Source organism: Aurantimonas sp. A3-2-R12, assembly GCF_036016755.1.
Classification (GTDB): domain Bacteria; phylum Pseudomonadota; class Alphaproteobacteria; order Rhizobiales; family Rhizobiaceae; genus Aurantimonas; species Aurantimonas coralicida_A.
The window spans coordinates 37,744-62,745 of record NZ_JAYXIH010000022.1; the positions used below are offsets into that span (position 1 = coordinate 37,744).

General features: G+C 64.3%; 20 protein-coding genes. 7 read left to right on the top strand and 13 right to left on the bottom strand.

Translation table 11 applies throughout. From position 1 onward, the window contains the following. Positions 1-8: 8 nt before the first annotated feature. Positions 9-1,199 carry an alanine racemase gene (gene alr / locus VSX60_RS12875; RefSeq protein ID WP_327624612.1) on the top strand — a complete coding sequence of 397 codons (1,191 nt, stop codon included), beginning with the start codon at positions 9-11 and terminating at the stop codon, positions 1,197-1,199. On the opposite strand, the gene VSX60_RS12880 is transcribed toward alr, so the two are convergent. Further along, a complete protein-coding gene (locus VSX60_RS12880) occupies positions 1,192-1,512 on the bottom strand; it encodes a DUF1294 domain-containing protein (protein ID WP_327624613.1) in 321 nt (106 codons plus the stop codon). The genes alr and VSX60_RS12880 overlap by 8 nt on opposite strands. A gap of 210 nt (positions 1,513-1,722) precedes the next feature. Between VSX60_RS12880 and radA the strand changes: the two genes are divergently transcribed. The 4 genes from radA (at position 1,723) to VSX60_RS12900 (ending at position 6,296) form a co-directional block, all read left to right on the top strand. Continuing rightward, a complete protein-coding gene (gene radA / locus VSX60_RS12885; protein ID WP_327624614.1) occupies positions 1,723-3,111 on the top strand; it encodes a DNA repair protein RadA in 1,389 nt (462 codons plus the stop codon). A 119-nt stretch (positions 3,112-3,230) separates the two neighbouring features. Then, a complete protein-coding gene (locus VSX60_RS12890) occupies positions 3,231-3,845 on the top strand; it encodes a CvpA family protein (protein WP_327624616.1) in 615 nt (204 codons plus the stop codon). A gap of 120 nt (positions 3,846-3,965) precedes the next feature. Further along, the gene (gene purF, locus VSX60_RS12895; RefSeq protein ID WP_327624617.1) at positions 3,966-5,420 is read left to right on the top strand and encodes an amidophosphoribosyltransferase; all 1,455 of its coding nucleotides are present in this window, start codon (positions 3,966-3,968) and stop codon (positions 5,418-5,420) included. Positions 5,421-5,555: 135 nt separating this feature from the next. Beyond that, entirely contained in the window at positions 5,556-6,296 is a 741-nt protein-coding gene (locus VSX60_RS12900; protein WP_327624618.1) for an SDR family NAD(P)-dependent oxidoreductase, read from the top strand. Here the strand turns inward: VSX60_RS12900 and VSX60_RS12905 are convergent. From VSX60_RS12905 to VSX60_RS12920, 4 genes are all read right to left on the bottom strand, one after another. Next, a complete protein-coding gene (locus VSX60_RS12905) occupies positions 6,278-7,114 on the bottom strand; it encodes a CDP-alcohol phosphatidyltransferase family protein (RefSeq protein ID WP_327624641.1) in 837 nt (278 codons plus the stop codon). The two genes, VSX60_RS12900 and VSX60_RS12905, sit on opposite strands and share 19 nt — an antisense overlap. A gap of 5 nt (positions 7,115-7,119) precedes the next feature. After that, complete coding sequence (locus VSX60_RS12910; protein WP_327624620.1) at positions 7,120-7,818, bottom strand: phosphatidylserine decarboxylase; 699 nt, start codon at positions 7,816-7,818, stop codon at positions 7,120-7,122. A 196-nt stretch (positions 7,819-8,014) separates the two neighbouring features. Next, on the bottom strand, positions 8,015-9,907 hold the full coding sequence (locus VSX60_RS12915) for an ABCB family ABC transporter ATP-binding protein/permease (RefSeq protein WP_327624621.1): 1,893 nt from the start codon (positions 9,905-9,907) through the stop codon (positions 8,015-8,017). Between the two features lie 239 nt (positions 9,908-10,146). Then, complete coding sequence (locus VSX60_RS12920; RefSeq protein WP_327624622.1) at positions 10,147-12,270, bottom strand: LysM peptidoglycan-binding domain-containing protein; 2,124 nt, start codon at positions 12,268-12,270, stop codon at positions 10,147-10,149. A 370-nt stretch (positions 12,271-12,640) separates the two neighbouring features. Between VSX60_RS12920 and VSX60_RS12925 the strand changes: the two genes are divergently transcribed. Both VSX60_RS12925 and VSX60_RS12930 read left to right on the top strand, forming a co-directional pair. Beyond that, complete coding sequence (locus VSX60_RS12925) at positions 12,641-12,862, top strand: acetyl-CoA carboxylase biotin carboxyl carrier protein subunit (protein WP_327624623.1); 222 nt, start codon at positions 12,641-12,643, stop codon at positions 12,860-12,862. Positions 12,863-12,864: 2 nt separating this feature from the next. Then, positions 12,865-14,235: an acetyl-CoA carboxylase biotin carboxylase subunit gene (locus VSX60_RS12930; protein ID WP_327624624.1), complete on the top strand. Its 1,371-nt coding sequence runs from the start codon at positions 12,865-12,867 to the stop codon at positions 14,233-14,235. A gap of 76 nt (positions 14,236-14,311) precedes the next feature. Here VSX60_RS12930 and VSX60_RS12935 read toward each other — a convergent pair whose 3' ends face one another. The 8 genes from VSX60_RS12935 to VSX60_RS12970 all read right to left on the bottom strand — a co-directional run bounded on the left by VSX60_RS12935 (position 14,312) and on the right by VSX60_RS12970 (position 24,939). Further along, the gene (locus tag VSX60_RS12935) at positions 14,312-16,522 is read right to left on the bottom strand and encodes an acetate--CoA ligase family protein (RefSeq protein ID WP_327624625.1); all 2,211 of its coding nucleotides are present in this window, start codon (positions 16,520-16,522) and stop codon (positions 14,312-14,314) included. A 13-nt stretch (positions 16,523-16,535) separates the two neighbouring features. Beyond that, a complete protein-coding gene (locus VSX60_RS12940; protein WP_327624626.1) occupies positions 16,536-18,068 on the bottom strand; it encodes an acyl-CoA carboxylase subunit beta in 1,533 nt (510 codons plus the stop codon). Positions 18,069-18,094: 26 nt separating this feature from the next. Beyond that, entirely contained in the window at positions 18,095-19,168 is a 1,074-nt protein-coding gene (locus tag VSX60_RS12945; RefSeq protein WP_327624627.1) for a mandelate racemase/muconate lactonizing enzyme family protein, read from the bottom strand. A 286-nt stretch (positions 19,169-19,454) separates the two neighbouring features. Continuing rightward, entirely contained in the window at positions 19,455-20,273 is an 819-nt protein-coding gene (locus tag VSX60_RS12950) for a TrmB family transcriptional regulator (protein ID WP_327624628.1), read from the bottom strand. A 249-nt stretch (positions 20,274-20,522) separates the two neighbouring features. Further along, a complete protein-coding gene (locus tag VSX60_RS12955; protein ID WP_327624629.1) occupies positions 20,523-21,896 on the bottom strand; it encodes an MmgE/PrpD family protein in 1,374 nt (457 codons plus the stop codon). A gap of 104 nt (positions 21,897-22,000) precedes the next feature. Continuing rightward, positions 22,001-22,753 carry an SDR family NAD(P)-dependent oxidoreductase gene (locus VSX60_RS12960; RefSeq protein WP_327624630.1) on the bottom strand — a complete coding sequence of 251 codons (753 nt, stop codon included), beginning with the start codon at positions 22,751-22,753 and terminating at the stop codon, positions 22,001-22,003. Positions 22,754-22,863: 110 nt separating this feature from the next. Next, positions 22,864-24,393, bottom strand: coding sequence for a tripartite tricarboxylate transporter permease (locus VSX60_RS12965; RefSeq protein ID WP_327624631.1), 1,530 nt, complete (start codon positions 24,391-24,393; stop codon positions 22,864-22,866). A 9-nt stretch (positions 24,394-24,402) separates the two neighbouring features. Beyond that, positions 24,403-24,939: a tripartite tricarboxylate transporter TctB family protein gene (locus VSX60_RS12970; protein WP_327624632.1), complete on the bottom strand. Its 537-nt coding sequence runs from the start codon at positions 24,937-24,939 to the stop codon at positions 24,403-24,405. Between the last annotated feature and the right edge of the window lie 63 nt (positions 24,940-25,002).

Here is a 25,002-nt window from a genome sequence, read left to right on the forward strand (position 1 = left end):
TCCTGACGATGCCGCTTTTCCCGATCCCGGCCAGCGTGAGGCCGGACCGCATGCCGGTCGTCGAGATCGACCGCGCCGCGCTGATCGCCAACTGGCGGATGCTGGATTCCCGCAATCCCGGCGCCCGCACTGGCGCGGCGGTCAAGGCGAACGGCTATGGCCTTGGCGCTGCCGAGGTTGCAGCGGCGTTGTCGGAAGCCGGCTGCCGCGATTTCTTCGTCGCCTGGGCCGAGGAAGGCGCCGCTTTGCGCGACTCGCTGGACCGGCTGCCGGCCAACGCGTCGACCACGTCTGCAGCGCCTCGCATCTACGTGCTTCAGGGCCTGGAGCCCGCTACGGTTCCGTTCCATCTGGCGCGAAACCTGACGCCGGTGCTCTCGACGCCGGACGACATCGCCGTCTGGCGCGAGGGGATGCGCGCGACCGCACGCAAAGCGCCCGCCGCGGTACAGCTCGAAACCGGCATGAACCGGCTCGGCCTCGGAACCGAAGATGCCCGCTTGGCCGCCGACTTCGCCGCCTCCGGCGAGCTCGACCTGTGCCTGGTCATGAGCCATCTGGCCTCCGCCGACGAGGCGACATCGCAGAGCGCCGAGCAACTCGAACGGTTTCGGGCGCTCGCCGGGCTGTTTCCGTCGGTTCCCCGGTCCTTTGCCAATTCCGCTGGTGTCTTTCTTGGCCCCGACTACGCATTCGATCTGACACGGCCCGGCATCGCGCTGTATGGCGGCGAGGCAGGCCCCGGCTCGTCGGAAGCGGTCAGGACCGTCGCGCGGCTGACCGCCTCGGTTCTCCAGGTGCGAGTCGCCAAAACCGGCGAGGCAGTCGGCTATGGCGCGGCGGCAAGGCTGAGCAGAGATACCCGAATCGCCACCGTCGGCATCGGCTATGCCGACGGCTACCACCGTGCCGCGTCGGGCGCCGGCGTGGGGATGCGTCAGCTGCGGCCCGGAGCGGACGCCATACTCGCCGGCCGGCGGGTCCCGGTGCTCGGTCGAGTGTCGATGGACCTCACCCTCCTGGATGTCACCGACCTTCCCGAAGATGCCGTCCGCCCCGGCGCGCGGGCGGAATTCTTCGGCCCGGACATGCCGATCGACGCGGTGGCGACAGCCGCTGGCACCATTGCCTATGAATTGCTGACTGGCCTCGGGCCACGGGTGAAGCGGTGCTGGTCGAGCGACGGCCCACTCAACTGAATTGCTGACTCGCCCAGTGGAGGATCTTGTTAGGTCCCAAAAGCAGCATGGCGACCGCTAAGCCCGCCATCACGACAAGTTGCAGGCACGCGATCGCGTTCAGCCATGTGCGGAAAGGCTCTTTGTGGGTCTTGTGGCGAATGATTCGTTGCGCGGAAATGGCGCCGATGCTGCCACCGAGAAGGGCAAGGCGCAGGAGGCTTTTCTCCGGTATGCGTCTTGCACCGGCTCTCGCCTTGGCCTTGTCGGAAACGAAGGCGAAATAGGCAGCGATGTTGATCGCCAGGAAATATAGTCCAATCCACAACGCCATCTGATCGTCTTTCGAAGAATGTCAGATTGGCGAAAAGCACCTTCCAAGCGCTGTCTCACGCCGGCTGATCGGCAATTTAACATCGGGCAGCGGTCCCGCTCGCACGATTGCCGCACACATGGCTCCGTCCTGCGTCGCCGTTAGGAGTTGCGGTCGGGCGGGGTTTGTTTATGTTTCGTTCCAGTCGACGCCCCAGTTTCCAAGGTTTCAATGGCCAAACCCAAACTCAGCTTCATATGCCAGAACTGCGGCGCGGTCACCACGCGCTGGCAGGGCAAATGCGACGCCTGCGGTGAGTGGAACACGATCGTCGAGGAAAACACGTCCGGCGGGATCGGCGGTGGACCGCAACGTGGCCGGCGCAAGGGCAGCCCGTCGGCGCTTCTGCCGCTCTCGGGCGAGATGGAAGAAGCCCCGCGCATCGTCTCCGGCATCGACGAATTCGACCGGGCGACCGGCGGCGGCATCGTGCGTGGATCGGCTCTGCTCATCGGCGGCGATCCCGGCATCGGCAAATCGACCCTGCTGATGCAAGCGGCCGCGGCACTGTCACGCGGCGGAAACAGTGTCGTCTATGTCTCCGGGGAAGAGGCCGTGGCGCAGGTGCGCCTTCGCGCCCAGCGCCTGAAAGCCGCCGATACGTCGGTACAACTCATGGCCGAGACCAACGTCGAGGACATCCTCGCGACTCTCGCCGAGGCCCGCCGGCCAGACCTCGTCATCATCGATTCGATCCAGACGCTGTGGAGCGACATGGCCGAATCGGCGCCGGGAACCGTGACGCAGGTCCGCACCGGCGTGCAGGCGCTCGTGCGCTATGCCAAGGCCAGCGGCGCGGCGGTGATTCTCGTCGGCCACGTCACCAAGGACGGCCAGATCGCCGGCCCCCGGGTTGTCGAGCACATGGTCGACGCGGTCCTCTACTTCGAGGGCGAAGGCGGCCACCACTACCGCATCCTGCGCACCGTCAAGAACCGCTTCGGACCCACCGACGAGATCGGCGTCTTCGAGATGAGCGACATCGGCCTGCGGGAAGTGCGCAACCCGTCGGAACTGTTTCTCGGCGAGCGCAACGAAAAGGCGCCCGGCGCCGCGGTTTTCGCCGGCATGGAAGGAACCCGCCCGGTCCTCGTGGAGATCCAGGCCCTGGTGGCGCCGTCGGCGCTCGGGACGCCCCGTCGCGCGGTCGTCGGCTGGGACCAGCCGCGACTCGCCATGGTCCTGGCGGTGCTCGAAGCCCATTGCGGTGTGCGACTCGGCCAGCATGACGTCTATCTCAACGTTGCCGGCGGCTTCCGGATTTCCGAACCGGCGGCGGACCTCGCGGTTGCGGCAGCGCTCGTGTCCTCGCTCAGCGGCGCCGCCCTGCCCTCCGATTGCGTCTATTTCGGCGAAGTCTCTCTCTCCGGCGCGGTGAGGCCCGTCGCCCATGCGGGACAGCGCCTCAAGGAAGCCGAAAAGCTCGGTTTTCGGCAATCGGTCTTGCCGACGGCCAGCGCCGATCTGCCGCGATCGGGCGAGATGGTGCCGCATGAAGTGGAGACCCTGCCCGACCTCGTCGGCCGGGTCGCGTCAGGCGGTCTTCCATCCGACGGTTGATTTTCACGCCGCCCCCTAGTGTAAAATGGATACCAAAGAGGTAAGGCGTCATTCGCAGGCATGTCATACTGGCATCTGCCACCCGCGCCTGATCCGAACGTCCACGGGACCGATCATCCATGACCGTTACTCTTCTCGACGCGATCCTATTCGCACTCATGCTGGTTTCGGCGCTTCTTGCCATGGTGCGCGGCTTCTCCCGCGAAATCCTTTCGGTGATCTCCTGGCTGGTGGCGGCGGTTGCCGCCTTTCTCTTCTACAAGCCGCTGACGCCCTATTTCGCCGAGTACATCTCATCCGACACAGTGGCGATGGCGGCCTCGGCAGCCGCGATCTTCCTCGTCACGCTGATCATCGTGTCCTACATCACGCTGCGGATTGCCGACTTCATCATCGATAGTCGCATCGGCGCGCTCGACCGCGTTCTCGGCTTCGTCTTCGGCGCCGTGCGCGGCCTCCTTCTCGTCGTGGTGGCCATGCTGTTCTTCAATTGGCTGGCGCCGGAAAACCAGCCGGAATGGGTCGCCAACGCCTGGTCCAAGCCGTATTTGGACAATTTTGGCAAGCAATTGGTCGCGGCGCTGCCGGAGAACCCCGAGCAGATCATCCTCGAGAAGATCCAGGGCACCAGCGGCGAGCCGGCCACGGATACGCCTCCCGCTCCGGAAGAGCCCGCGTCCATCGAGGGCGCGATCGGGGAGTCCGGCGAGGCACCGCCGGCCGATCAACACTAGACGCAGCGGTCGGAACTGCCATTGCAGGACGAGCGAGCCCTCGCGTCACGCCCGATACGGGCCTATATGGTGAAGACCTCATCGCAAGCCGACAGACATCGGCAAACGGCGGATAATCTCATGGACGAAACGCCATTCGACGACGACGACGAACTGCACGAAGAGTGCGGCGTCTTCGGCATTTTCAAACGAACCGATGCCGCCGCGGTGGTGACGCTCGGCCTTCACGCGCTTCAGCACCGCGGCCAGGAAGCGGCGGGGATCGTTTCCTATGACGGCTCGCAATTTCATGTCGAGCGCCATGCCGGTCTGATCGGCGATACCTTCACCAAGCAGGCCGTTCTCGAGCGTCTGCCGGGAACCTCCGCGATCGGCCATACCCGCTACGCCACCACCGGCGGCGGCGGCTTGCGCAACGTCCAACCCTTCTTCGCCGAATTGTCTGCCGGCGGCTTCGCGGTCGCCCACAACGGCAACATCACCAACGCCCTGACCATTCAGCGCGAGCTGCAACGCCGCGGCTCCATCTTTTCCTCGACCTCCGACACCGAAACCATCCTGCATCTCGTGGCCACGAGCGCAGCACGGCATTTCGTCGAAAAGCTGATCGACGCCCTATCGCGGCTCGAAGGCGCTTTCTCGCTGGTCGGGCTCTCGTCGAAGAAGATGGTCGGCGTGCGCGACCCTCTCGGGATTCGGCCGCTCGTGCTCGGCGATCTCGAGGGATCGCCGATCCTCGCATCGGAGACCTGCGCCCTCGACATCATCGGCGCCGACTTCGTTCGCGACATCGAGCCCGGCGAACTCGTCGTGATCAGCGAGGACGGAATCGAGAGCATCTTCCCATTCCAGGCGCGCCGCCCCCGGTTCTGCATCTTCGAATATGTCTATTTCGCCCGCCCGGATTCGACCGTGGAGGGCCGCAACGTCTACGAGATTCGTAAGAAGATCGGCGGCGAACTGGCGCGTGAGAGCCATGTGGAAGCCGACATCGTCGTGCCGGTTCCCGACTCCGGTGTGCCCGCGGCGATCGGTTATGCTCAGGAGGCCGGTCTGCCCTTCGAGCTCGGGATCATACGCAACCATTATGTCGGCCGGACCTTTATCCAACCGACCGACTCCATTCGCCACATGGGCGTGAAGCTGAAACACAATGCGAACCGCCGGATGATCGAAGGCAAGCGCGTCATCCTCGTCGACGATTCGATCGTTCGTGGCACGACCAGCCAGAAGATCGTGCAGATGGTGCGCGAGGCCGGCGCGACCGAGGTCCACATGCGAATCGCCTCGCCGCCGACCCGCGCCAGCTGCTTCTACGGTGTCGACACGCCCGAAAAGGCCAAGCTGCTCGCCTCGCGCATGACGATCGAGGAGATGGCCGACTTCATCAAGGTCGATTCGCTGTCGTTTCTGTCGATCGACGGGCTGTACCGCGCCACCGACGAGCCCTCCCGCAACAAGCTGACGCCGCAATTCTGCGATGCTTGCTTTACCGGCGACTATCCGACCTCGCTGACCGATCAGGACGGCACGGAAAATGTCCGGCCGCTCTCGCTGCTGGGTGGTGCGGGCTGAACACGGAACGCTCCTTGAATATCGCGATCTTCGCGGGGAGGCAGTACCGTGGGGAAACATAGGACCTGAGCCGTTCGCCCAAGCCTTTGCCGGCAGGGCTCAAAGCTACGGATGGCGCCTTTCCGGCGAATTGATATGACGCAAATGCTGACAGACAAGATCGCGCTGGTCACCGGGGCCTCACGCGGTATCGGCTACCACATCGCCAAGGGCCTCGCCGCCGAGGGCGCGCATGTCATCGCGCTGGCGCGTACCGTCGGCGGCCTCGAAGAACTCGACGATGAGATCAAATCGGCCGGCGGATCGGCGACGCTCGTCCCGCTTGATCTGACCGACATGGCAGGGATCGACCGCCTCGGTGGCGCCATCAACGAGCGCTGGGGCCGACTCGACGTCCTGGTCGCCAATGCCGGGCTGCTCGGCGTCCTTGCGCCGATCGGCCACATCGAGGCGAAGACCTTCGATAAGACCATGACGGTCAACGTGAACGCGACCTGGCGACTGATCCGCACCGTCGATCCGTTGCTGCGCAAATCCCTGGCCGGACGCGCCATTGTGATGTCGTCCGGGGCCGCCCATTCGGCCAAGGCGTTCTGGTCGCTCTACGCAGCCTCCAAGGCGGCCTGCGAGGCGATGGTGCGCTCCTGGGCGAACGAGACGATGAACCTGCCGCTAAGGGTCAATTCGGTCAACCCGGGCGCGACGCGCACCGCCATGCGGGCGCAAGCGATGCCGGGCGAGGACCCGAAGACCCTGCCGACCGCGCGCGAGGTGGCGGCGAAGATCGTGCCCCTCGCCTTCTCGGACGTGGTCGAGACCGGCAAGCTCTTCGACGTGCGCGAAAACCGCTTCCTGGATTACCGCGACCCCGCCTGATCCGCGGCCGCTGAACGGGTCTCGCGTTTCGCGCGTTTGCCGAAGGCCCGCACCGAAAAGCCAACCGAAATAAAATAGGCGATCGCGGTTAGCGTTAGCGTCTCCCAGAAGAAGCTGAGCAACAGGGCGACGTAGAGAACGAAGCCCAGGATGATCGGGATGGCGTAGTCGCGCGGCACCCGGATGCCCGCTCCCTTGCCCGACCATGTCGGCAGGCGGCTCGACATCAAAAGGCCGATAAACACGAGATAGACCGACGCGATCGTCGCGGTGATCTCAGGGAATCCGAGATTAAGACCGGAAAAGCCCACATACATCGGGAACAGGGCCAAGCCCGCGCCGGCCGGTGCCGGCACGCCGACGAAGAACGCCGAATGCCATTTTGGGCGTTTCGGATCGTCGAGCATGGTGTTGAAACGGGCGAGCCTGAGTGCGCAGGCGCTCGCATAGAGCAACGCTGCGATCCAGCCGAAGGCTCCCGCCTCGTTGAGCATATAAGTGTACAACACGAGACCCGGCGCGACCCCGAAATTGACGATGTCGGCGAGCGAATCCATTTCCGCGCCGAAGCGGCTCTGGCCCTTCAATAGCCGCGCAACGCGGCCATCGATCCCGTCGAGGAACGCCGCGCCGAGCACCATGCCGACGGCGAACTCGAACTGACCCTCGAAAGCCAGCCGGATGCCGGTCATCCCTGCGCAGATCGACAGGATGGTGATGAGGTTCGGGACGATGTGGCGGAACGGAATGCGCCGGCGTACCGGGCCGTCTTCCACGTCGGGCTTACCGGGATCGAACGGAGGAAAGGGAGATTCGATCGGCATCAGTCGCGCCTCGACGGCCAGGTTGGCAAATTGTCGCCGAACTCGGCGATGACGGTTTCACCCGCAATCGCGATCTGTCCCTCGGCGACGCGCGGCCGTGCTCCGTCGGGCAGATAGATGTCGAGGCGCGAGCCGAAGCGGATCAGGCCGAAGCGCTCACCCGCCTCGATCCGATCCTCGACCTTGGCCCAGCAGATGATCCGCCGTGCGACGAGCCCGGCGATCTGCACCACGCCGATCTCGCCCTTCGGCCCGTCGATGACCATCGAACTGCGCTCGTTAACCTCGCTCGCCTTGTCAAGCTCGGCGTTGCGGAATTCGCCTTCGCGATAGGCGATATGCCGGATTCGGCCCCGCATCGGCGCCCGATTCACATGACAATTGAAGACGTTCATGAACACCGAGATGCGCAGCATCGGATCGGTACCGAGATCGAGTTCTGCCGGCGGGACAACATGGCCGACGAGCGACACGCGGCCGTCCGCCGGGCTGATGGCCAGATGATCGGCGATCGGCGTCACACGCTCGGGGTCACGAAAGAAATAAGCGCACCACGCCGTCAGGATAAGGCCGATCCAGAACAGCGGCTCCCATAAAAAGCCGAGGACGACGGCTGCCACGAAGAACGCGGCGATAAACGGGTAGCCCGCCTTATGGATGGGTACGAATGCGTTTCGGATCGAGGCGATGATATCCACGGTCTGTCTTCTTCCTTCGTGATCCTGGGATGATCCCGACCCTTGCGATAGGGATAGACGAGAGTTGAGGCAAGCAGGCACGCGATGAACGCCGTCGATCGGCGACGATGGCGGTCACCCGCGTTCGAAATCCGGGCGCGCCTCGAAAGATGTGGCACGACAGGACCGTCGACAAGGCGATGCGGCGTGGTCGGCGTTACACTTCCTCGGTCCGGCGCCGTTCGATGACGCCGAACTCATCCGCTTCGCGAGCCCGCCGAAGCGCTTCCTCGGCTTCCGTCGCCTCGCGCTGCATCGCCCACATCTCGGCATACAGTCCGCCGGCTTCAAGTAGTTCGCGGTGCGACCCGCGTTCGACGATCTCACCCGATTTCAGGACGATGATTTCGTCGGCGTCGATGATCGTTGAAAGGCGATGCGCGATGGTCAAGGTCGTGCGCTCCTTCGACACCAGGTCGAGCGCCGCCTGTATCTCCTGCTCGGTGTGCGTATCCAGCGCCGAGGTCGCCTCGTCTAGCACCAGGATCGGTGGGGCTTTGAGGATCGTGCGGGCGATCGCCACACGCTGCTTCTCACCCCCGGACAATTTCAGCCCGCGCTCACCGACCATCGAATCAAAGCCATCCGGCAATTCCTGGATGAATCCGGCAATCTGCGCGAGTTCGGCAGCGCGGCGCACTTCCTCTTCGCTCGCTCCGATGCGGCCATAGCGGATGTTGTAGGTGATCGTATCGTTGAACAGCACCGTGTCCTGCGGCACGATTCCGATCGCGGCGCGCACCGATTCCTGGCGCACGCGGGCGATATCCTGACCATCAATCAGGATGCGGCCGGATTGGATATCGTAGAACCGGAAAAGCAACCGCGAGATGGTCGATTTGCCGGCTCCGGAAGGGCCGACGATCGCCACTGACTTGCCAGGCGGAACGTCGAAGGAAATGCCTTTCAGGATTACGCGCGCCGGATCGTAGCCGAAGCGCACATCTTCGAAGCGGATTGCTCCTTCGCTGACCTTCAGAGCCGGGGCATCGGCCGGATCTTTCACCTCCGCCTCGACGTCGAGCAGGTCGAACATCGCCTCTATGTCGGTCAGCCCCTGACGGATTTCGCGATAGATGAAGCCGATGAAGTTGAGCGGAATCGACAACTGCATCAGCATCGCGTTGATGAAGACGAAATCGCCGAGCGTCTGGGTTCCGGCTCGCACCTCAAGCGCCGACATCACCATTGCCACGGCCATTCCGGCGCCGAAAATCAGCCCCTGACCGAAATTCAGCCAGCCGAGCGACGTCCAGATCCGCGTCGCTGCGATCTCATAACGAGACATCGCCTTGTCGAAGCGTTCCGCTTCCATGGACTCGTTGCCGAAATATTTGACCGTCTCGAAATTCAACAGCGAGTCGATCGCCTTGGTGCTGGCGTCGGTGTCGGAATCGTTCATGTCGCGGCGAATGCCGATCCGCCAGTCGCTCGCCTTGATCGTGAACCAGCTGTAGAGCCCCACCGTGGTGGCGATGACGGCCAGATAGCTGACGCCGTAGGCAAAGCCGAAGATGATCGCCACGAGGGCGAATTCCAGGATGGTCGGCAGCGTGTTGAGGATCGTAAACCGCACGATCGACTCGATGCCCTTGGTGCCGCGTTCAATGATGCGCGACAGGCCGCCCGTCCGTCGCTCCAGATGAAACCGCATCGACAACTGGTGCATGTGGACGAAGGTCCGATAGGCCAGCCGGCGCACGGCATATTGGCCGACCCGCGCGAACAGCGCGTCGCGAAGCTGGTTCAGCCCGACCGAGAACACACGCGCGACATTGTAGGATACCACCAGCGTGATAGCCCCGGTCAGCGCCAGCGGCAGCCATGCGCGCGCCGAATCAGCCCCGTCCAGCGCGTCCGTGGCCCATTTATAGAAATACGGAACCAGAACCGTAAGCAGCTTGGCCAGTACCAGGAAGAAAGTCGCATAGGCGACCCGCATCCTGAGATCCGGCCGGTCCGACGGCCACATGTAAGGCCAGAGATTGGCCAGCGTCGTCAGGGTCGATCCGCTGTCGCCCGATATTCGTTTCCCGGCTTTTTGCGCCAAGATGGTCCTTTCCAACGAAGCGGCGCGACGGGAGGAGCCGGCGCGCCGTCGACGTTCTGAAGTTGGTTCGGGACGGTCAGGGCCCCGGCGAGAGCGAGGCAGCCGCCGCCGCGCCCCTATTCGATGCGTCCACGTCGGCCGCAATCACATCGTCGAACTGGACGAATAGCCGAAGCGCAAAACACTTTCATGGGGGAACATCGGTCGAAGGCGTCCCGATTCAAGCGGACGGGAACAGCCTAATTGCGTTGTGCCGGCTCGGCGTCCGCTTCCCGCGCGTCGTCTTGCGCCGCAGGCAATCGGAAGACCTGTCCTGGATAGATCAGGTCCGGGTTGCGAATGCGATTGCCGTTGGCGAAGTAGATCACGGTGTAGCGGCTGCCCCGTCCGTAGGTGTCGCGGGAGATTCTCCACAACGTGTCGCCTTTGCGGATGATCACCCGCCCGGTCGCCGTCGCAAGGGGGGCTTGGCGGTTGATCGGAACATCGAGTGCCGCGGCGCTCACCTCGCTTTCGGTCGCGACGACGGAGCGCTGCTCCTGCAAGATTGCCGACGCTGGCCTCTCGCCAACAGTACCGGACCCCGGCTGGAGTGGTATCGTTGGCTCGGAAACCTTGGTTTCGGTGCGCGACGCCATCAATGGGGGCGACGAGTCCGTGTCGGTCGCGTCGGGCGCTGCCGATGCTTCGGCGCGCGCGCCTTCCTGCCCGATTTCCGGTGTCTTGGGACCCGTCGGCGAACGCGGCTCTCCTATTTGGACCGGTGGGTTCACCGAGGGTCGATCCGTCGGCGGGGTCGCATTGGCCTCCTGCCGAGCGGGCGCAGCCGACTGGGTTTGCGAGGCTGGGAGCGTGCCCTCCGGCGGGGAAACCGGGGGCTCGTTTGTCGTTGCCTCATCGCCCTGGAAAGAGCCTGCCGCCTTTGTATCCGGCGGCGGACTGCGTTCCGGTATCTCGGCCGCCGCTTTTTTCGGCTCGGCAGTGCGGCCTTCCACCGAATCGCTGTCCACGACCGGCGCCGAAGCTGCGGCGATTCGTGTTTCAGCCTCCGACCGGTCGGCCATTGCCACGCCTGGAGACGGACTGACCGCCGCCGCACCGTTGGCAGGGGGCGGCGCGATCGCCGCGACAGCCTGCCCCTCGGGCCGCGTGAAGGGCACCTCCGCCCGCGCCGTCACATTCCCGTCGACCGTCACCTGATCGGCCCGCACGAGGTGGTCGCCAACCGCGACCGGACGCTCGGCAGTCACCAGAAATCGATTGTCGGCGGTCGCCCTGTTCTCCGCCACCAGGACGTTGTCGAGATAGATGCGGACCGATGTGCCCGCGTCCGCGGACCCCGCAACGAAAATCTGCTCACCCTCGACTTCGACGGCTTCGATCCGCAACCTCGGCGACGTCGCCGGCTCCGGTGCCTTGTCCTTCTCACCCGCCTGACTCGTATTCGACAGGAACGCGGCGTCCGTATCGATCGGCTTTTCCGATCCGGCAGCAGGGGCGGATGTCGGAGCCTCGTCTTGCGAAATCGCTGTCGCGGATCTGCCGGCAGCCGCCGTTCCGACGTCTGTGCTATCCGCTCCCGCCGCTTGTCTTGGTGGCGACACCGGGACTGTCATCAGGCGCGACGCCTCGTCAGGCGCTTCCACCATCGCGAGCACGTCTTCTCCCCGTCCCGGCTGCGGCACGCTGACGATTGCGGTCTCACGTGATCCGGTGGCCGTGCCCTCGGGCGTTATCGCGGTGAGCGAAATCGCGTGCTCACCCGGCGTCAGCGGCTCAAGCAGGACGATGACGAACTCGCCCGCTTCATTGGCGGTGTCCTCACCGACCACCGTCGCGCCCGCGTGCAGCGTGACCCGGCTTCCTGGCGCGGATCGTCCGGCAATGAGGGTCGAACCATCCGGCTCGACGCGCAGAAGGTCAAATAGCGGTCGATCGCCGGCTGTCGCTTCGCCTTCTGTCGGAGGAACTGAACTCGCGGATTCCAACGGCGATGCGGGCTGCTTCTCCGCAGTCGTCGCGTCGGCGGCTTCGACCTTTGCAGAAACTTCCGGGCGCGGCGCAGTATCGGTCGGATCTGGCACGATCCGCGCCGCTTCGTCCGGCGCTGGAGATTGCTCAGACGATGTCGCGCGCGCGTTGGCCGTTTCCGTCTCGCCGGCATCACTGGTCGATGGTCGATTCGGATCGGATTGCGAGACCGACGCGCTGTCCTGCCGCGTCGCGACGTCCTCGGAAGCCGGCAAATCCTCCGTTTGCGCGATGCGCAATTTCTCGCTGCTCAGCATGTCCCAGTATCCGAGCACGATCGCGACAAGGAGAACCAGGCACAGGAAGACGATTCCGAGGGCTTTTCGCTGCATGATCGCACCATCTTCGCCGGTTCAACGTCGCCGGATCGAAGAATTCGAGAGATGTTACACGACCTTTATCGAAGCACCGCCCGGCTCACAAGGTCGCGCCTTGCGGCAGACAGCTCCGCCGCATCGAACGGCGCAACCCCTTGCGAACACTCATGAAGGGAGGCGAAGTCCGTCAGTTCCCGCAATCGCCGGAAAACCGCTCTCTCGATCAACGAACTGGTCGCGACTTTGCCCGCGTTGGGCAAGCCGGGGACGGCTGCTCCACCGCATGCCCTCTCCGATTCGGCGTTGCGTTCGCAACAACTATCTGGCATTCCTGTAACGCGGCCTTTCGCAAGGCGCGACATCGAACGGGAGGGCTTTAGCGGCGATGACCATCATTGACGTCAAGACGGAAATTACCGGCAATCTCTGGAAGATCGTCGCCGAGATCGGCCAGGACCTCAATGAGGATGACCCGATCATGATCCTGGAATCGATGAAAATGGAGATCCCGATCACAGCGCCCGAGGATGGCCGCCTGGTCGAAATTCTCACCGCCGAAGGCGAGACCGTCACCGAAGGCACGGTTGTGGCCCGCATCGAGGCCTGACCATGGGCGCGATCAACAAGGTTCTCGTCGCGAACCGGGGCGAGATCGCCTGTCGTGTTTTCCGCAGCGCTCGAGCGCTCGGCCTCTCGACGGTTGCCGTGTATTCGGAGGCCGACGCAGCGAGCCTTCACGTCGCAGCGGCGGACGAGGCGGTCGCCATCGGGCCATCCTCACCCCGCGAAAGCTATCTGGACGCCAAGAAGATTCTCGAAGCCGCGCGCCAGGTCGGCGCCGACGCGATCCATCCGGGGTACGGCTTTCTCGCGGAGAATGCCGCGTTCGCCGACCTTGTGACCGCCGAGGGGCTGCACTGGATCGGCCCGACCGCCGACATCATTCGGCGAATGGGTGACAAACAACGCGCCCGCGAGATTGCGCAGTCTGCCGGCGTTCCCGTCGTGCCGGGCAGCCGGACATACGGTGTGGGCGACACCGACGGTCTCGAAGCAGCCGGGCGAGACGTCGGTTATCCTCTGCTGGTCAAGGCGGTCGGCGGCGGCGGCGGCATCGGGATGCGCCGGGTGGACGAGGAATCCCAACTCGCGTCGACCGTTACCGCCACCCAGTCGATGGCGGAGAAATCCTTTGGCAACGGAGCGATCTTTCTCGAGCGGTTCGTTCCCCGTGCGCGTCACATCGAAATCCAGGTTTTCGGTTTCGGCAATGGCGAGGCGATCCATCTCTTCGAGCGGGATTGTTCCGTCCAGCGGCGGTTTCAAAAGGTCATCGAGGAAAGTCCCGCGCCCGGCCTTCCCGGGGCCGTGCGCCGGCGCATGGGCGAGGCGGCCGTGTCGCTTTGCGCTCACACCCGCTATGGCGGCGCCGGAACGGTCGAATTCATCGTCGACGCCACCAGCTTCGAGTTCTTCTTCCTCGAGATGAACACACGCATTCAGGTCGAGCATCCGGTGACGGAAATGGTGGCCGGCGTCGACCTCGTCGCCATGCAGATCGACTTTGCCCGCGGTCGGTTCACCGGCGCGGACCAGGAGAGCATTCGGTCTTGTGGACACGCCATCGAATGCCGGCTCTATGCCGAAAATCCGGCGAAGATGTTCATGCCGGCGCCTGGCCCCTTGACCGTTTTCCGGCCACCTGCCGAAACCGAACATGTGCGGGTCGACAGCGGCTACCGCGAAGGCGACGTGATGACGCCGTTTTACGATCCGCTGATAGCCAAGCTGATCGCCCATGGCGGCGACCGCCGGCAAGCCTGTGAGCGCGCCGAGCAGGCTTTACGAAACTGGCCGATCGAGGGGCTTCGCACCAATCGGGATTTTCTGATCGGGTGCCTTCGCAACGACGCGTTCCGCGCGGGCGATTTGTATACCGGCTTTCTCGATGAGCACGCCAAGGCAATCCTGGCGGCGTGATCCAGCCACGGCAAGATCCGACGCCATAGCGGTTGCCTGGGCTATGGTGCCGTGGGCCATGGTGCCGGTCGCCACGTCACCCGAGCGGCGAGGGCGTGCGGCGTGACCGAAATTGTCGCTCCAGATGCGCGACCGTGGCGAGGGCGCGGGCCATTGCCGGAATTTCGTCGAAGACCGGAACGCCGATCTTGCGCGCCTTCTCCCGGTAATGGCGTCGGCTTTCATCGAGTTCGGGCGAACCATCCGTGCGCAGCGCCAGCGCGAAATGCGCGATGCCCGGCCACGTCGCCTGTGTCTCCTCGATCACCTTGAACAAATTGCCGACCGGATCGATTGCCCCCCGACCGACGAAGGCGGCAAGGTTCAGATGCATCGCCACGACGTCGGGCTTTGCATGACGGTAGACGATGTCGAGAATTTCACCCGCCACCCAACCGTCCTTTTCCTGCAGGGTTCGCACCGGCGTGTCGATCGGATTGACGACGCTGGTGCCCGGCGGCAATCCCAGCGCCTCCAGCGGTACGCGCGCCGCGTCGCCGAACGGCGCGACATCGAGCCCCATGCTGGCGAAGATGTCCGTGCCCAGCACGCTGGAGCCGCCGCCATTGCCGAACAGCGCGACGTTCCTCGTCGGCTTTTCCGGCCGAAGATCGAGATGCTGCAGGGCCAGCAGGACGTCGATGAATTCGTCCACCGTGTCGACGAGCGCGACCGGCAGTTGCGCGGCAAGCGCCTCCCACGCCTTCCCGTCGCCAGCGAGGGCGCCGGTATGCGACGCGGCTGCGAGGCGCCCCTGTGCGGAGCGTCCGCCCCTCAAGATCACCACTGGCTTTGTCGGCTGGGCGGAGCGAAGCAGGTCGAAGAAGGCCCTGCCCCGCTTGATGTCTTCGATATAGACACCGATCGCCTTTGTCTGTTCGTCCGCGAGATAATACGCGACGAGCTCATGCGGCTCGACGTCGGCGCTGTTGCCGATGGTCACCAGACCGCTGAAGCGCAAGCCGCGCCATTGGCCCCGCTTGATGATGTCGGTCGACAAACCGCCCGACTGGGAGACGACACCGATGCGCCCCAGTTCGCGCGGCGCGTCGCTCGGAAACGTGAGGCCGCCGCGCGGCGAATAGGTGCCTAGACAATTCGGCCCCAGGACACGCACGCCGCCGGCTTTGGCGCCCGCCACGAGATCTGCCTGAAGCGCCCTGCCCTCGGCGACTTCACCGAAGCCCGACGAAATCACCTGGGCGATACGACAGCGCCCCCTGGCGGCCGCGAGCCCATCGGGAATTCGGCCCGCGCCGACGGCGACATAGGCGTAGTCGACCGCCTCCGGTGTCTCGCCGAGCGACGGGTAGGCCTTCAGCCCCTCGATCTCTTCCGCCGAAGGATGGATCGGGTAGATGGCGCCGGAAAAGCCGAAATCCTTCAACCGGCGGATGAAGGTATTGGCTAGCGCGACGTCCTTGGAGGAGGCACCGAGGACCGCGACGGTTCTTGGCTCGAACAACGGTTTGAATTCGATCAGCGGATCGCCGGATTCCGCCTTCTCAGGTTTCGAGACGGGCCGGTTCTCCCGCTCGGTGAGAATGACACGGGCATCGGCCGCCATCAGCCCCGAGGCCGAAACGATGACGGGATTGAGATCGAGTTCGGCGACATCGTCGCCGAGCGCCATCAAGAGGCCGCCCGAACCGCCGATCCTCACCATCGCCTGGACCAAAGCCTCCTCGTCGACCGCCGCTTCGCCCCGGATGCCACCAAGCAGGGCAAAGCCCCTCAGTTCGCGGAGCATGGCGCGGGCGTCGGCCGCATCGATCGGACATAGCCGGAACGCCACGTCCTTCAGAACCTCGACGAAGATACCGCCAAGGCCGACCATCAGCATCGGTCCGAATTGTGGGTCTTGAATGCCGCCGATGACGATCTCGCGGCCCGGCGGAATCATCTCCTCGACCAGCCAGCCGTCGATCGTCGCGGCGGCAATCACCGGCCTCAGCGCCATCGCCTCGACGGCGGCCCGAACTGCGTCGGCACCGTCCAGCCCGAGCGCGACCCCCCCGGCATCCGATTTGTGGAGGATGTCCGGCGACACGACCTTGACGACGAAGGGCGCGCGCATCCCCCTCGCCCTGGCTTCGGCATCGGCGGCGTCGCGGGCCAGCGCGGAGCGGGGCGAACGCACCCCGTAACGCGCGAGTAATTCCTTGCCGGCGGCTTCGTCGAGTGATCGCCGGCCGCGCGCGCGCGCCGCGGCAATGATGTCCCGGCCAAGCGGCTCCTGAATGGTCATCGCAATCGCTCCGTCAGTAGCTGGTCGGCCAGGCACGCATCAAATGCTCGCCGACGCCACCGGAGCGGCGCCGCGTCTGGATGTCGAACATGCGGATGAGAAAATCGCGCGTTTCCTGGGGTTTGATGACGTCATGTGCCGAGAAAATGCGCGCCATGTCCCATATTTCGAGATCCTTCTGGATCTCGGCCAGCGCGGCCTCGAACCCCTCCTGCCCGGCTTGCAGATTGTGCACGATGCTGGTGGCGAAGACCGGGTCCATGAAGCTGACCTCGGCGGTAGGCCAGGCCACCATCGCGCTGTTGTGCGCCCCGCCGCCCATGGCGACATAAGCGCGGCCGTAGGCCTTGCGACAGATCACGGTGATCTGGGGCACGGTCGTGAGGCAGGTCGCGTTCATGAAATTCATGATGTGCCCGGGCGCTCCCCGGCGTTCGGCATCGGTCCCCACGACGAATCCGGGCGTATCGAGCATGCGCACGATCTGAATGTTGAAGCTGTCGCACAACACGGTGAAATCGATGATCTTGCGGCATGCCTCGGCCGACAGGGCGCCGCCGCCGACATGCGGGTTGTTGGCGATAATGCCGGTGACCTTGCCGGCGAGGCGGGCGAGCCCGACGACGGCGGACTTGCCGAAACGCGGTTTGATCTCGAGGAACGAATCCCTGTCGACGATCACCTCGATGATCTTCTTGATGTTGTAGACCTGCGTGCGCTTCTCGGGCAGCAGGTCCAAAATCCGGTCCTGCTCCGCGCCGGAGCCTTCGGAGATCGTCCTCTCGGGCGGCAGGATGGCATTGTGGCTCGGCATGTAGGAGAGGAACCGGCGTATGGCGGCCATCGCCTCCTCGTCCGTATCCACGAAGTGGTCGATGAGCCCCGTCTGATCGGCGTGAAGACGCCAGCCGCCGAGTTCCTCCAGATCTACCTTCTCGCCGATCGCCATCGAGACCAGCCGGGGGCTGGACACGGACATGATCGAGCCCTTCTTCATGACGGCGAAGTCGGAACAGCAGCACAGCCAGGCCGATGATCCGAAGGAGGTGTCGAGGGCAGCCGCGATCCACGGCGTATCGCGCATCCGCCGAAACTGGCTGGTGTCATTGCCGAGCATCGCGCCCATGCCCTTGGAGCCCATGGCGTCGGGCAGGCGCGCGCCGGTCGACTCGCCGACATGGATGAAGGGCATGCCCTTCTCGGTGCAGGTCTTGCGGATATAACCGATCTTCTTGGAATTGGTGGCGCTGGTCGAGGCACCCTTGGTGGTGAAGTCGTTGACGACGACGCCGACGTCGCGGCCGTCGATGCGACCGAAACCGGTTATCTTGCCGTCGCGCGGCGTGGCGGCGGCATCGGCCTCGAAAACCGACTGGCCGAGCAGGCCGACCTCCAGGAAGCTGTCCTTGTCGACGAGTGCGTCGAGACGCTCCCCCGCGTTCAGCTGCCCCCTCTCGCGCCGCTTGGCGAGTTTCGCCTCGCCGCCCATGGCACGCGCGGCCTCGCGGCGCCGATCGAGTTCGGCCAAAATCGTTTCATGCGCCATGCGTCTTTTCGCCTTCTCGCTGAGTTCTATTCGAAGTCGCGCCGCTCGAGGGTGAACCGTTCGACCGCGTCGCGATCCAGGCGGGGGCGATATCCGGCTGGAAGCCGAATGGCGCCCTCTCGAAAGGGCATCGGCTCGACGAACAGGCGATCCCGGGGTTTCAAGAACCCGTTGAACTCGCAGGCATTGCGGATCGTCGTCCTGGCGACGCAAGCCTCCAGCCACCCATGAATCTCGCTTCCCAGACCGTCGCCCAGCACCGGCTCCATGCCGTTCTGTCGAACCGCGTCCAAGCCTTGTTTCAGACGGTCGAGGCCGCCGAACCGCTTGAGCTTGAGCTTGCAGTAGCCGACGCCCGTGATCGTGGCCGCGCGATCGATGTCGGCCAGCGTGCAGATCGGCTCGTCCAGCATCAGCGGCACGCGCGATACCGCGGCAACCGCGGCATTGGCGTCCCAATCGTCGGCGTCGCAAGGTTGCTCGAAGAGCTCGATGCCCTCAGGATCCAGCCGGGACGCGAAACGCTCACCGTCTTCTCGGCTGTAGGCGCGATTGGCGTCGAGCCGTAGCGTCGCCCGTCCCCGCGTCGCTTCTTGAATGACCGCGACGCGCTGGAGATCGGCATCAACATCCTTGCCTACCTTGACCTTGAAGGTTCCGAATCCCTGCGCCAGCCAGGCTTCGATTTCCTCGGCGATCGCCGCAGGCTCAAGCGCGTTGAGAGGCGTGAGCAGCGGCAGGATCGTCGCGTCCGGCAAATCGAGCAGGGGATTGGCCTCAAGCACCTCGATCGCCGTCGCAAAGGCCGTCGCCGCGACCTTGCTGGTGGCGAACCTGTCGAGCACCGATGCCTTGACTGCGACCGTTTCAACTCCGATCGCAGCCTGCAGGCTTTCGCACAGAAAAGCCCAGCCGCCGTCCCGCGTTTCGGCGCTGGAACCCGGGGATATGTGGCCATCGGCGAAACCGGAGCGCCCATCGTCATCCTCGACCTCCACCAGGAACGGCTCGAAGGATTCGAACGTGCGATAGGAGAGGCGATAGGGACGGATCAGCGGCAGACCGAGCCGTCGCAGCGTCGCCCGTTGAATTTTCGCCATGACCTACCTCCCCCGCATCCACCGGACATGGTCACTTGGGCCTTCTCCCGTAGGGCCTCAGAAGCGATGCAAACCGTGGGTGCTTACGTAGTTGCTATGACTACTACTTCGATGCGAGGATTGCAATGCGCTGCCGCCGCTGCTCCGGGGCAGCCGGGAGTCGCGATCGGGGCGGCGGTCCGGTCCAAATGGCTGTGACCGGCGGATGCGGCCGGGCTTCAATATGGCACGCGGATCGCGTGCGGATCAGCCGGCGCAAATTGCAAGAAGGGATCAGGGGTCAGGGTTAGCTCAGACCGGTCCGTTGCTTGAACGACGCGATTTGCTCCGGCGTGAAGCAGGCGAGCCGGAGATCGCGAAGGTGCTGGCCGAAGGCCGCGTCGATCTGATCACCGAACCGCTCGAAAATTTCCGCCATGTAGAAGTCATGCCGGACGAGCGATTCCGCCAAATTGACCACCGGCTTGTTCCGCGTATGCGCGGCTATCACCTCGCCGACGACAGCGGCCGTCACCATTTCCTCGTGGTCGGCGGCGATCGTGAACAGATTGTCGGTCGTTCCCATGCGCACGCCATTGGCCTCGTGCAGGTAGACACGGCATTTGTCGCTGAAACGAAACTCCTCGGCGTCGGTGCCGAACAGGACGATCAGCATCTCGACGCCGCGTTCCGCCGCCCTCCCGAGTGCGTCCTTGTGGCGCCGCAGAATGTCGGACGCGGCCTTGATCAGCAGGGCGTGCTGGCTGCCATTGATCAGCGCGTCGATCTTGTCGTGCGCGGCCTCCTCGCCCCACAACATCCAGACATATTGGTCCTTGGTCGCGGGCGCCAAATCAGACAGCTTGGCGCCCAGATCCTTGCACAAGGCGCTGGTCTGGCGGGACACCGAATTCAAGAACGTCTGCGGATCCGCCGCCACATAGCGAACCGGATTCTCGCTGACCGGCAGAACCGCCGCTCGCTGGCTCAAAGCCTCCAGCGCGCTGTAGGCGTTAGGCCGCGGCACGCCGGTACTCTTGGAAATCTCATAGGCGGTGGACGGACTCTGGCGCAGCAGCTGGACATAGATACGCGCTTCGTACTCGGTGAACCCGAGACGTTTCAAATCCGCCAGGAACTCGCTAGCCGCAGAGTCCGAGGGAGCGATCTTTCCAACCAACGAAACCTCACCATCCTGTTTTCAGGCTTTTACGCCGCCGCCCGTGTTCTGTCTCGACGTGGACGCGATAGACACCACGCGGGTGACGAAAGACAACCGTCTTGCGCCAACGATCGTGCTTGGCGCTAGCCCCCCGCTCAGTTCGTCAACCGCAGTGACAGACCGGGTGCCTCGAACGCCTGACCGCCGACAGCCTCACGGTTGCAGCAACGGCCGGAGCTCACGCACATCCGCCACGGTTTCGATCTCCCCGATACGCTCGACGAATGCGTGCGCCTTCTGTTCGTCGAAAACATCCTTGGCAAGGTCGAACGCCTTGGCCTCGATTTCGGTGGTGTCCATCGGGTTGTCAGCTGTCCCACGGACCGCGTGGGTGCGCCGGCGAAGGCGACGCCCGTCACGTGTCGCCACTTCGACGACGGCCTGACGACGCGGGACGGCAGCGCCAAGTTCGGCATCGGCGACGAGGCGAATACGCTCGCGCATGGCGCGCACCGACGCATCCTCCATCAGCGCGTAGTCATGGGCGCTTTTGAAATCGAGACCGCCGCGAACCAGCAGCACGGCAACGAGATGCTGGAGGTTGACGTCCGGCATCGCGCGTCCATCGACGATATGCGCCTCGCTGTCCGGCAGGCGCACGAGGATCGTTTCGACCTGACCGGCGGTGAGATCCTCTTGCGCCATGAGATGCTCGATCGCGTCAAGGGCGGCCTGGATCGGCGAGCCGACCGACCATTTCTTGATATTGGCGCGCATGATCTCGTAATTGCGGCCAAGCTCTCTGCTCATCACCGCGATGTCGGAAGCCGGCGCAAACGTGGCGAAGACATTGCGGTCGCCGGAAAAGACGTCGGCGACACCGGTGAACCCCGCGGTCATCATCGTCGCGGAGGCGACCGCGTTGCGGGCCGGCATGCCGGCAAAATCGAAGGCTTTCTCCACATGTTCCTCGTCGCGCACCCAGGTGGCGAGACCGGAAGCCTGCTGGGCCGTAAAGGAAAATCCCTGCCGCACGGCATCCGCATCGAGCCCCGCGAGCGCGAAGGCGGCAGCGGATGCGCCGAAAAGCCCGGCAAAGGCATGGCTGCTGAAACCGCGCGCGTAGAAGTCGCGCGGGTCGAGGGCCAGCGTGAACCGCGCGCCGATGTCATAACCGAGCACGACCGCCCGCAGCAGATCGGCGCCGCTCCGCCCATGCCGCTCGGCCATCGCCAGCGCAGCCGGCACGACCGCGCAGCCTGGATGACTGAAGGACGGCTCATGGGAATCGTCCGTCTCGTCGGCGTGTGCGAGCATGCCGTTCGCCAGCGCCGCATTGACCGCCGAGGTTATGATGTCGCTGCCGATAACGCATGCCTCGGGCGTCCCGCCCTGCTCCCGCGCATAGGCTGTGGCCATCTCCCCCGGTCGCAATCGGGAGCCCGAGATCATCGCCGCCAGGGTATCCAGCAGATGGTGCTTGCCCTTCGCCGCAACGTCGCGGGGAATTTCTGTCTGCAGCGTCGCCGCGACATGGGCGCTCACCGTCCGCATCACCGTGCTTATTTCGTTCGAACCCGCACTCATAACCCCGCTCCCCCTCACCTGACGGCCCGCGACACTGCCCCTGCCCGCGCCCGCCCTCCTTTCGTCCTGCCTCCAGGACAGCCCCACCCCGAGCGGATTCTCGTTCAATTCATGTGCCAGCCCCCGTTGACCCCCAGCGTCTGCCCGGTGATGTATCGGGCATTGGGGCCACACATGAAGCGCACGGCCGCTGCGATCTCCTCCGGCTTGCCCGGTCGCTTCAACGGGACCGGCCGGTCCCGGAAATGCGGCGGAACATGATCCCGCTTGGTGTCGATATAGCCCGGTGAGATGCAATTGACGGTGATGTCGCTGTCGGCAAGTTCGGCGGCAAGGGCCCGTGTCAGGCCTGCGATGCCGGCCTTGGCGGCGACCACATGCGCCCTGCCGCCGACGGCGGCCTGGCCCGCGACCCCGCCGATGTTGACGATCGCGCCACGCCCCTTGGCCGAAAGATGCGGGGCACAAGCCTGGCTGCAAAGGAAGGCGCCGTCGAGAATGCTGCTGTGAACCTTGCGCCAATCCTCGAACGCGATGTTCTCCAAAGGCGCGTCACCGCGCGAGGCGGCATTGTTGACGAGAATATCGATCCGTCCGAATTTCGCGAGCGCCGCATCGACCAGACCGCGAACCTGCTCCGGGTCCCCGACGTCCGCCGCATGCGTCATGGCCTGTCCACCGCTGTCGACGATTTCCCGCTCGACGGAGCGGGCGGCATCGAGATCGGTCCTCGTGTGGATGACCACGGCGGCACCGGCATCCGCCAATTCCAGCGCGATACAGCGTCCGATGTTCCGGGCACTTCCCGTCACGATGACGACACAGCCCTCCAGTTCGCGTGTACCCTGATAACCCATCGAAATTCTCCTTTGAAACGACACGCACGGCACTGACTGGGTGGCGGACACGGAGGCGGATCAGCCTGAACCGGCCAAACCAGCCGCTTCCGGCCGGCCGGGCCCACCGCCTACTCCTCCAGGTTCGATTTGAATGGAAACGCGCGGCGCATCGGTCCTTGCAGGCTGCGGCGCAGGCCGGAGGCCAACAACGGGCCGCCAAGGCTCAGAAGCGTGAGCGCGTAGAAAAACAGACAGATCGGGCTATCGAAAAACCGTAGCCAATTGCTGTCGAAGATGATCATCGACTGCGACCAGGATTTTTCCAGCAAACCGCCGAGCACCAGGCCCATCACGAATGGCGCCGGACCGAATCCCTTACGCAAGGCGAAGAAGCCGATGACGCCTGAGATGAGCATCACCCATACGTCCACCGGCGCCTGGCGAAACGAATACGAGCCGATCAGGGCGAAGACGAACACTGCGGGCCAAAGGAACGTACGGGGGACCAGCGTGATCAGGGAAAACAGCTTTACACCACCCAGCCCCACGATCAGGAACAGGATGTTGGCGAGGAACATGGCGGTGAAGATCGCATAAATAAACTCGGGCGTTTCGGTCATGAGAAAGGGTCCCGGCCTCAGACCGTGCATCATGAGTGCCGCGAGAATGATCGCCGTCGTCCCGCTACCGGGGATGCCGAGCGCGAGCGTCGGGACCATGGCGCCGCCGGTGCCGGCGTTATTCGCCGCTTCCGGCCCCGCGATACCCTCGATTGCGCCCTTGCCGAACTCTTCCTTGTTCTTGGACCAGCGCTTGGCTTCGTTGTAGCCCATGATTGCGGCGACCGTCGTGCCTTCGGCCGGCAGAACACCGATCACGGTGCCGATGATGGACGAGCGCAAGATCGTCATCCGGCAACGACGGAAATCCTCGCGGCTCGGCAATTTCAGAGCCAGGGACTTGATGCGCTTCATCACTTTGTCGCTCGCTTGCGACTGGTTCAAAAGCTCGCTGATCGCGAAGATGCCGATGAGCACCGGTACGAAGTTGATTCCCTCATAGAGAACGGGAAAACCGAAGGTGAAACGCTCGATCCCGCTAACCAGCGCGATGCCGACCGTGCTCGTCAGAACGCCCAGCCCCCCCGCGATCAGGTTTCGCAACGACGACTTGCCGCTGATCGCGGCCAGCATCGACAATCCGAACAGCGTGAGGGCGAAATATTCCTGAGGCCGGAAGCTGAGCGCGATACGGGCAAGCAGCGGCGTGAACAGGATGAAGATCACCAAGCTGAACAGACCCCCGAGGACGCTTGCGACCGCCGCCATGCCGAGGGCCCGTCCCGCCTCGCCGCGTTGCGCCATCGGGTAGCCGTCGAAGGACGTGGCGACCGCGGGCGGCGCGCCGGGCGTATTGATGAGGATCGCGGTAATGGAGCCGCCGAACGTCCCGGCGACGTAGAGCGCCGCCATCATGGAAATCGCCAGGATCGGATCCATGCCGATGGTGAAGGGCAGAAGCAGCGCCACAGCCATGCTGGAGCTCAAGCCCGGCAAGGCCCCGACAAGAACGCCCAGCACGACCGAGACGAAAATCAGCAGGAGGCTCATGGGCGTGAGGATGAGGGACATGCCCGTCAGGATCGCATCGACATCCATGATCGTCTCCTAACGGAACAGCGCGCCGGTGAGGCCGAAAGCGAGGTTCACCTTGAGGCCTAACGCGAACAGAACCGCGACGGCGATCGGCAGCCCGATCGCGAATGCCGCAATCAGACCGTAGCGTCTTTCTCCCCACAACAGCGGAAGCAGGGCGGTTGCCGCGACCATCACTGGAAAGATCCCCAATACGGGCATGAAATAGACCGCCAGGGTCATGAGTGCGGCGGTGAGAAAGACCACGGGCTTGGGCCTGTCTTCGCCGCCAATATCCAACTCTGCGCCGGACCGTCGCTTGATCACCCGTTCGAACGGGAGCGCGAGGGCCATGACGACGATCGAGCCGATCAACAGGCGTGGAAAAACCGTGGGCGGGGCGTTTTGCGCAAGCGATGCCGGAACGGCGGGCCAGCGCGTCGTGTCCCAGTAGAGAAAAGCGCACATCACGATGAGGACGGCGGACACAACGAGGTCCGAGCGATCCAAGCCAGAGGGTGGTGACTGTTCCGCGCGCTCCGCGAGCGCTGGTTGGTTGTCCTGGGTCAACGAAAGCCCCATTGGATCAGCATTCGATCGAAAACGGGCGAACCGGTTTTGTCGACCTGATCG

Coding starts and splice junctions, on each gene's coding strand:
- radA (WP_327624614.1), top strand. CDS start 1,723: ATGGCCAAACCCAAACTCAGCTTCATATGCCAGAACTGCGGCGCGGTC.
- VSX60_RS12955 (WP_327624629.1), bottom strand. CDS start 21,896: ATGAGTGCGGGTTCGAACGAAATAAGCACGGTGATGCGGACGGTGAGC.
- VSX60_RS12940 (WP_327624626.1), bottom strand. CDS start 18,068: ATGGCGCATGAAACGATTTTGGCCGAACTCGATCGGCGCCGCGAGGCC.
- VSX60_RS12930 (WP_327624624.1), top strand. CDS start 12,865: ATGGGCGCGATCAACAAGGTTCTCGTCGCGAACCGGGGCGAGATCGCC.
- VSX60_RS12960 (WP_327624630.1), bottom strand. CDS start 22,753: ATGGGTTATCAGGGTACACGCGAACTGGAGGGCTGTGTCGTCATCGTG.
- VSX60_RS12890 (WP_327624616.1), top strand. CDS start 3,231: ATGACCGTTACTCTTCTCGACGCGATCCTATTCGCACTCATGCTGGTT.
- VSX60_RS12965 (WP_327624631.1), bottom strand. CDS start 24,393: ATGGATGTCGATGCGATCCTGACGGGCATGTCCCTCATCCTCACGCCC.
- VSX60_RS12920 (WP_327624622.1), bottom strand. CDS start 12,270: ATGCAGCGAAAAGCCCTCGGAATCGTCTTCCTGTGCCTGGTTCTCCTT.
- VSX60_RS12900 (WP_327624618.1), top strand. CDS start 5,556: ATGACGCAAATGCTGACAGACAAGATCGCGCTGGTCACCGGGGCCTCA.
- VSX60_RS12925 (WP_327624623.1), top strand. CDS start 12,641: ATGACCATCATTGACGTCAAGACGGAAATTACCGGCAATCTCTGGAAG.
- purF (WP_327624617.1), top strand. CDS start 3,966: ATGGACGAAACGCCATTCGACGACGACGACGAACTGCACGAAGAGTGC.
- alr (WP_327624612.1), top strand. CDS start 9: ATGCCGCTTTTCCCGATCCCGGCCAGCGTGAGGCCGGACCGCATGCCG.
- VSX60_RS12945 (WP_327624627.1), bottom strand. CDS start 19,168: ATGGCGAAAATTCAACGGGCGACGCTGCGACGGCTCGGTCTGCCGCTG.
- VSX60_RS12880 (WP_327624613.1), bottom strand. CDS start 1,512: ATGGCGTTGTGGATTGGACTATATTTCCTGGCGATCAACATCGCTGCC.
- VSX60_RS12935 (WP_327624625.1), bottom strand. CDS start 16,522: ATGACCATTCAGGAGCCGCTTGGCCGGGACATCATTGCCGCGGCGCGC.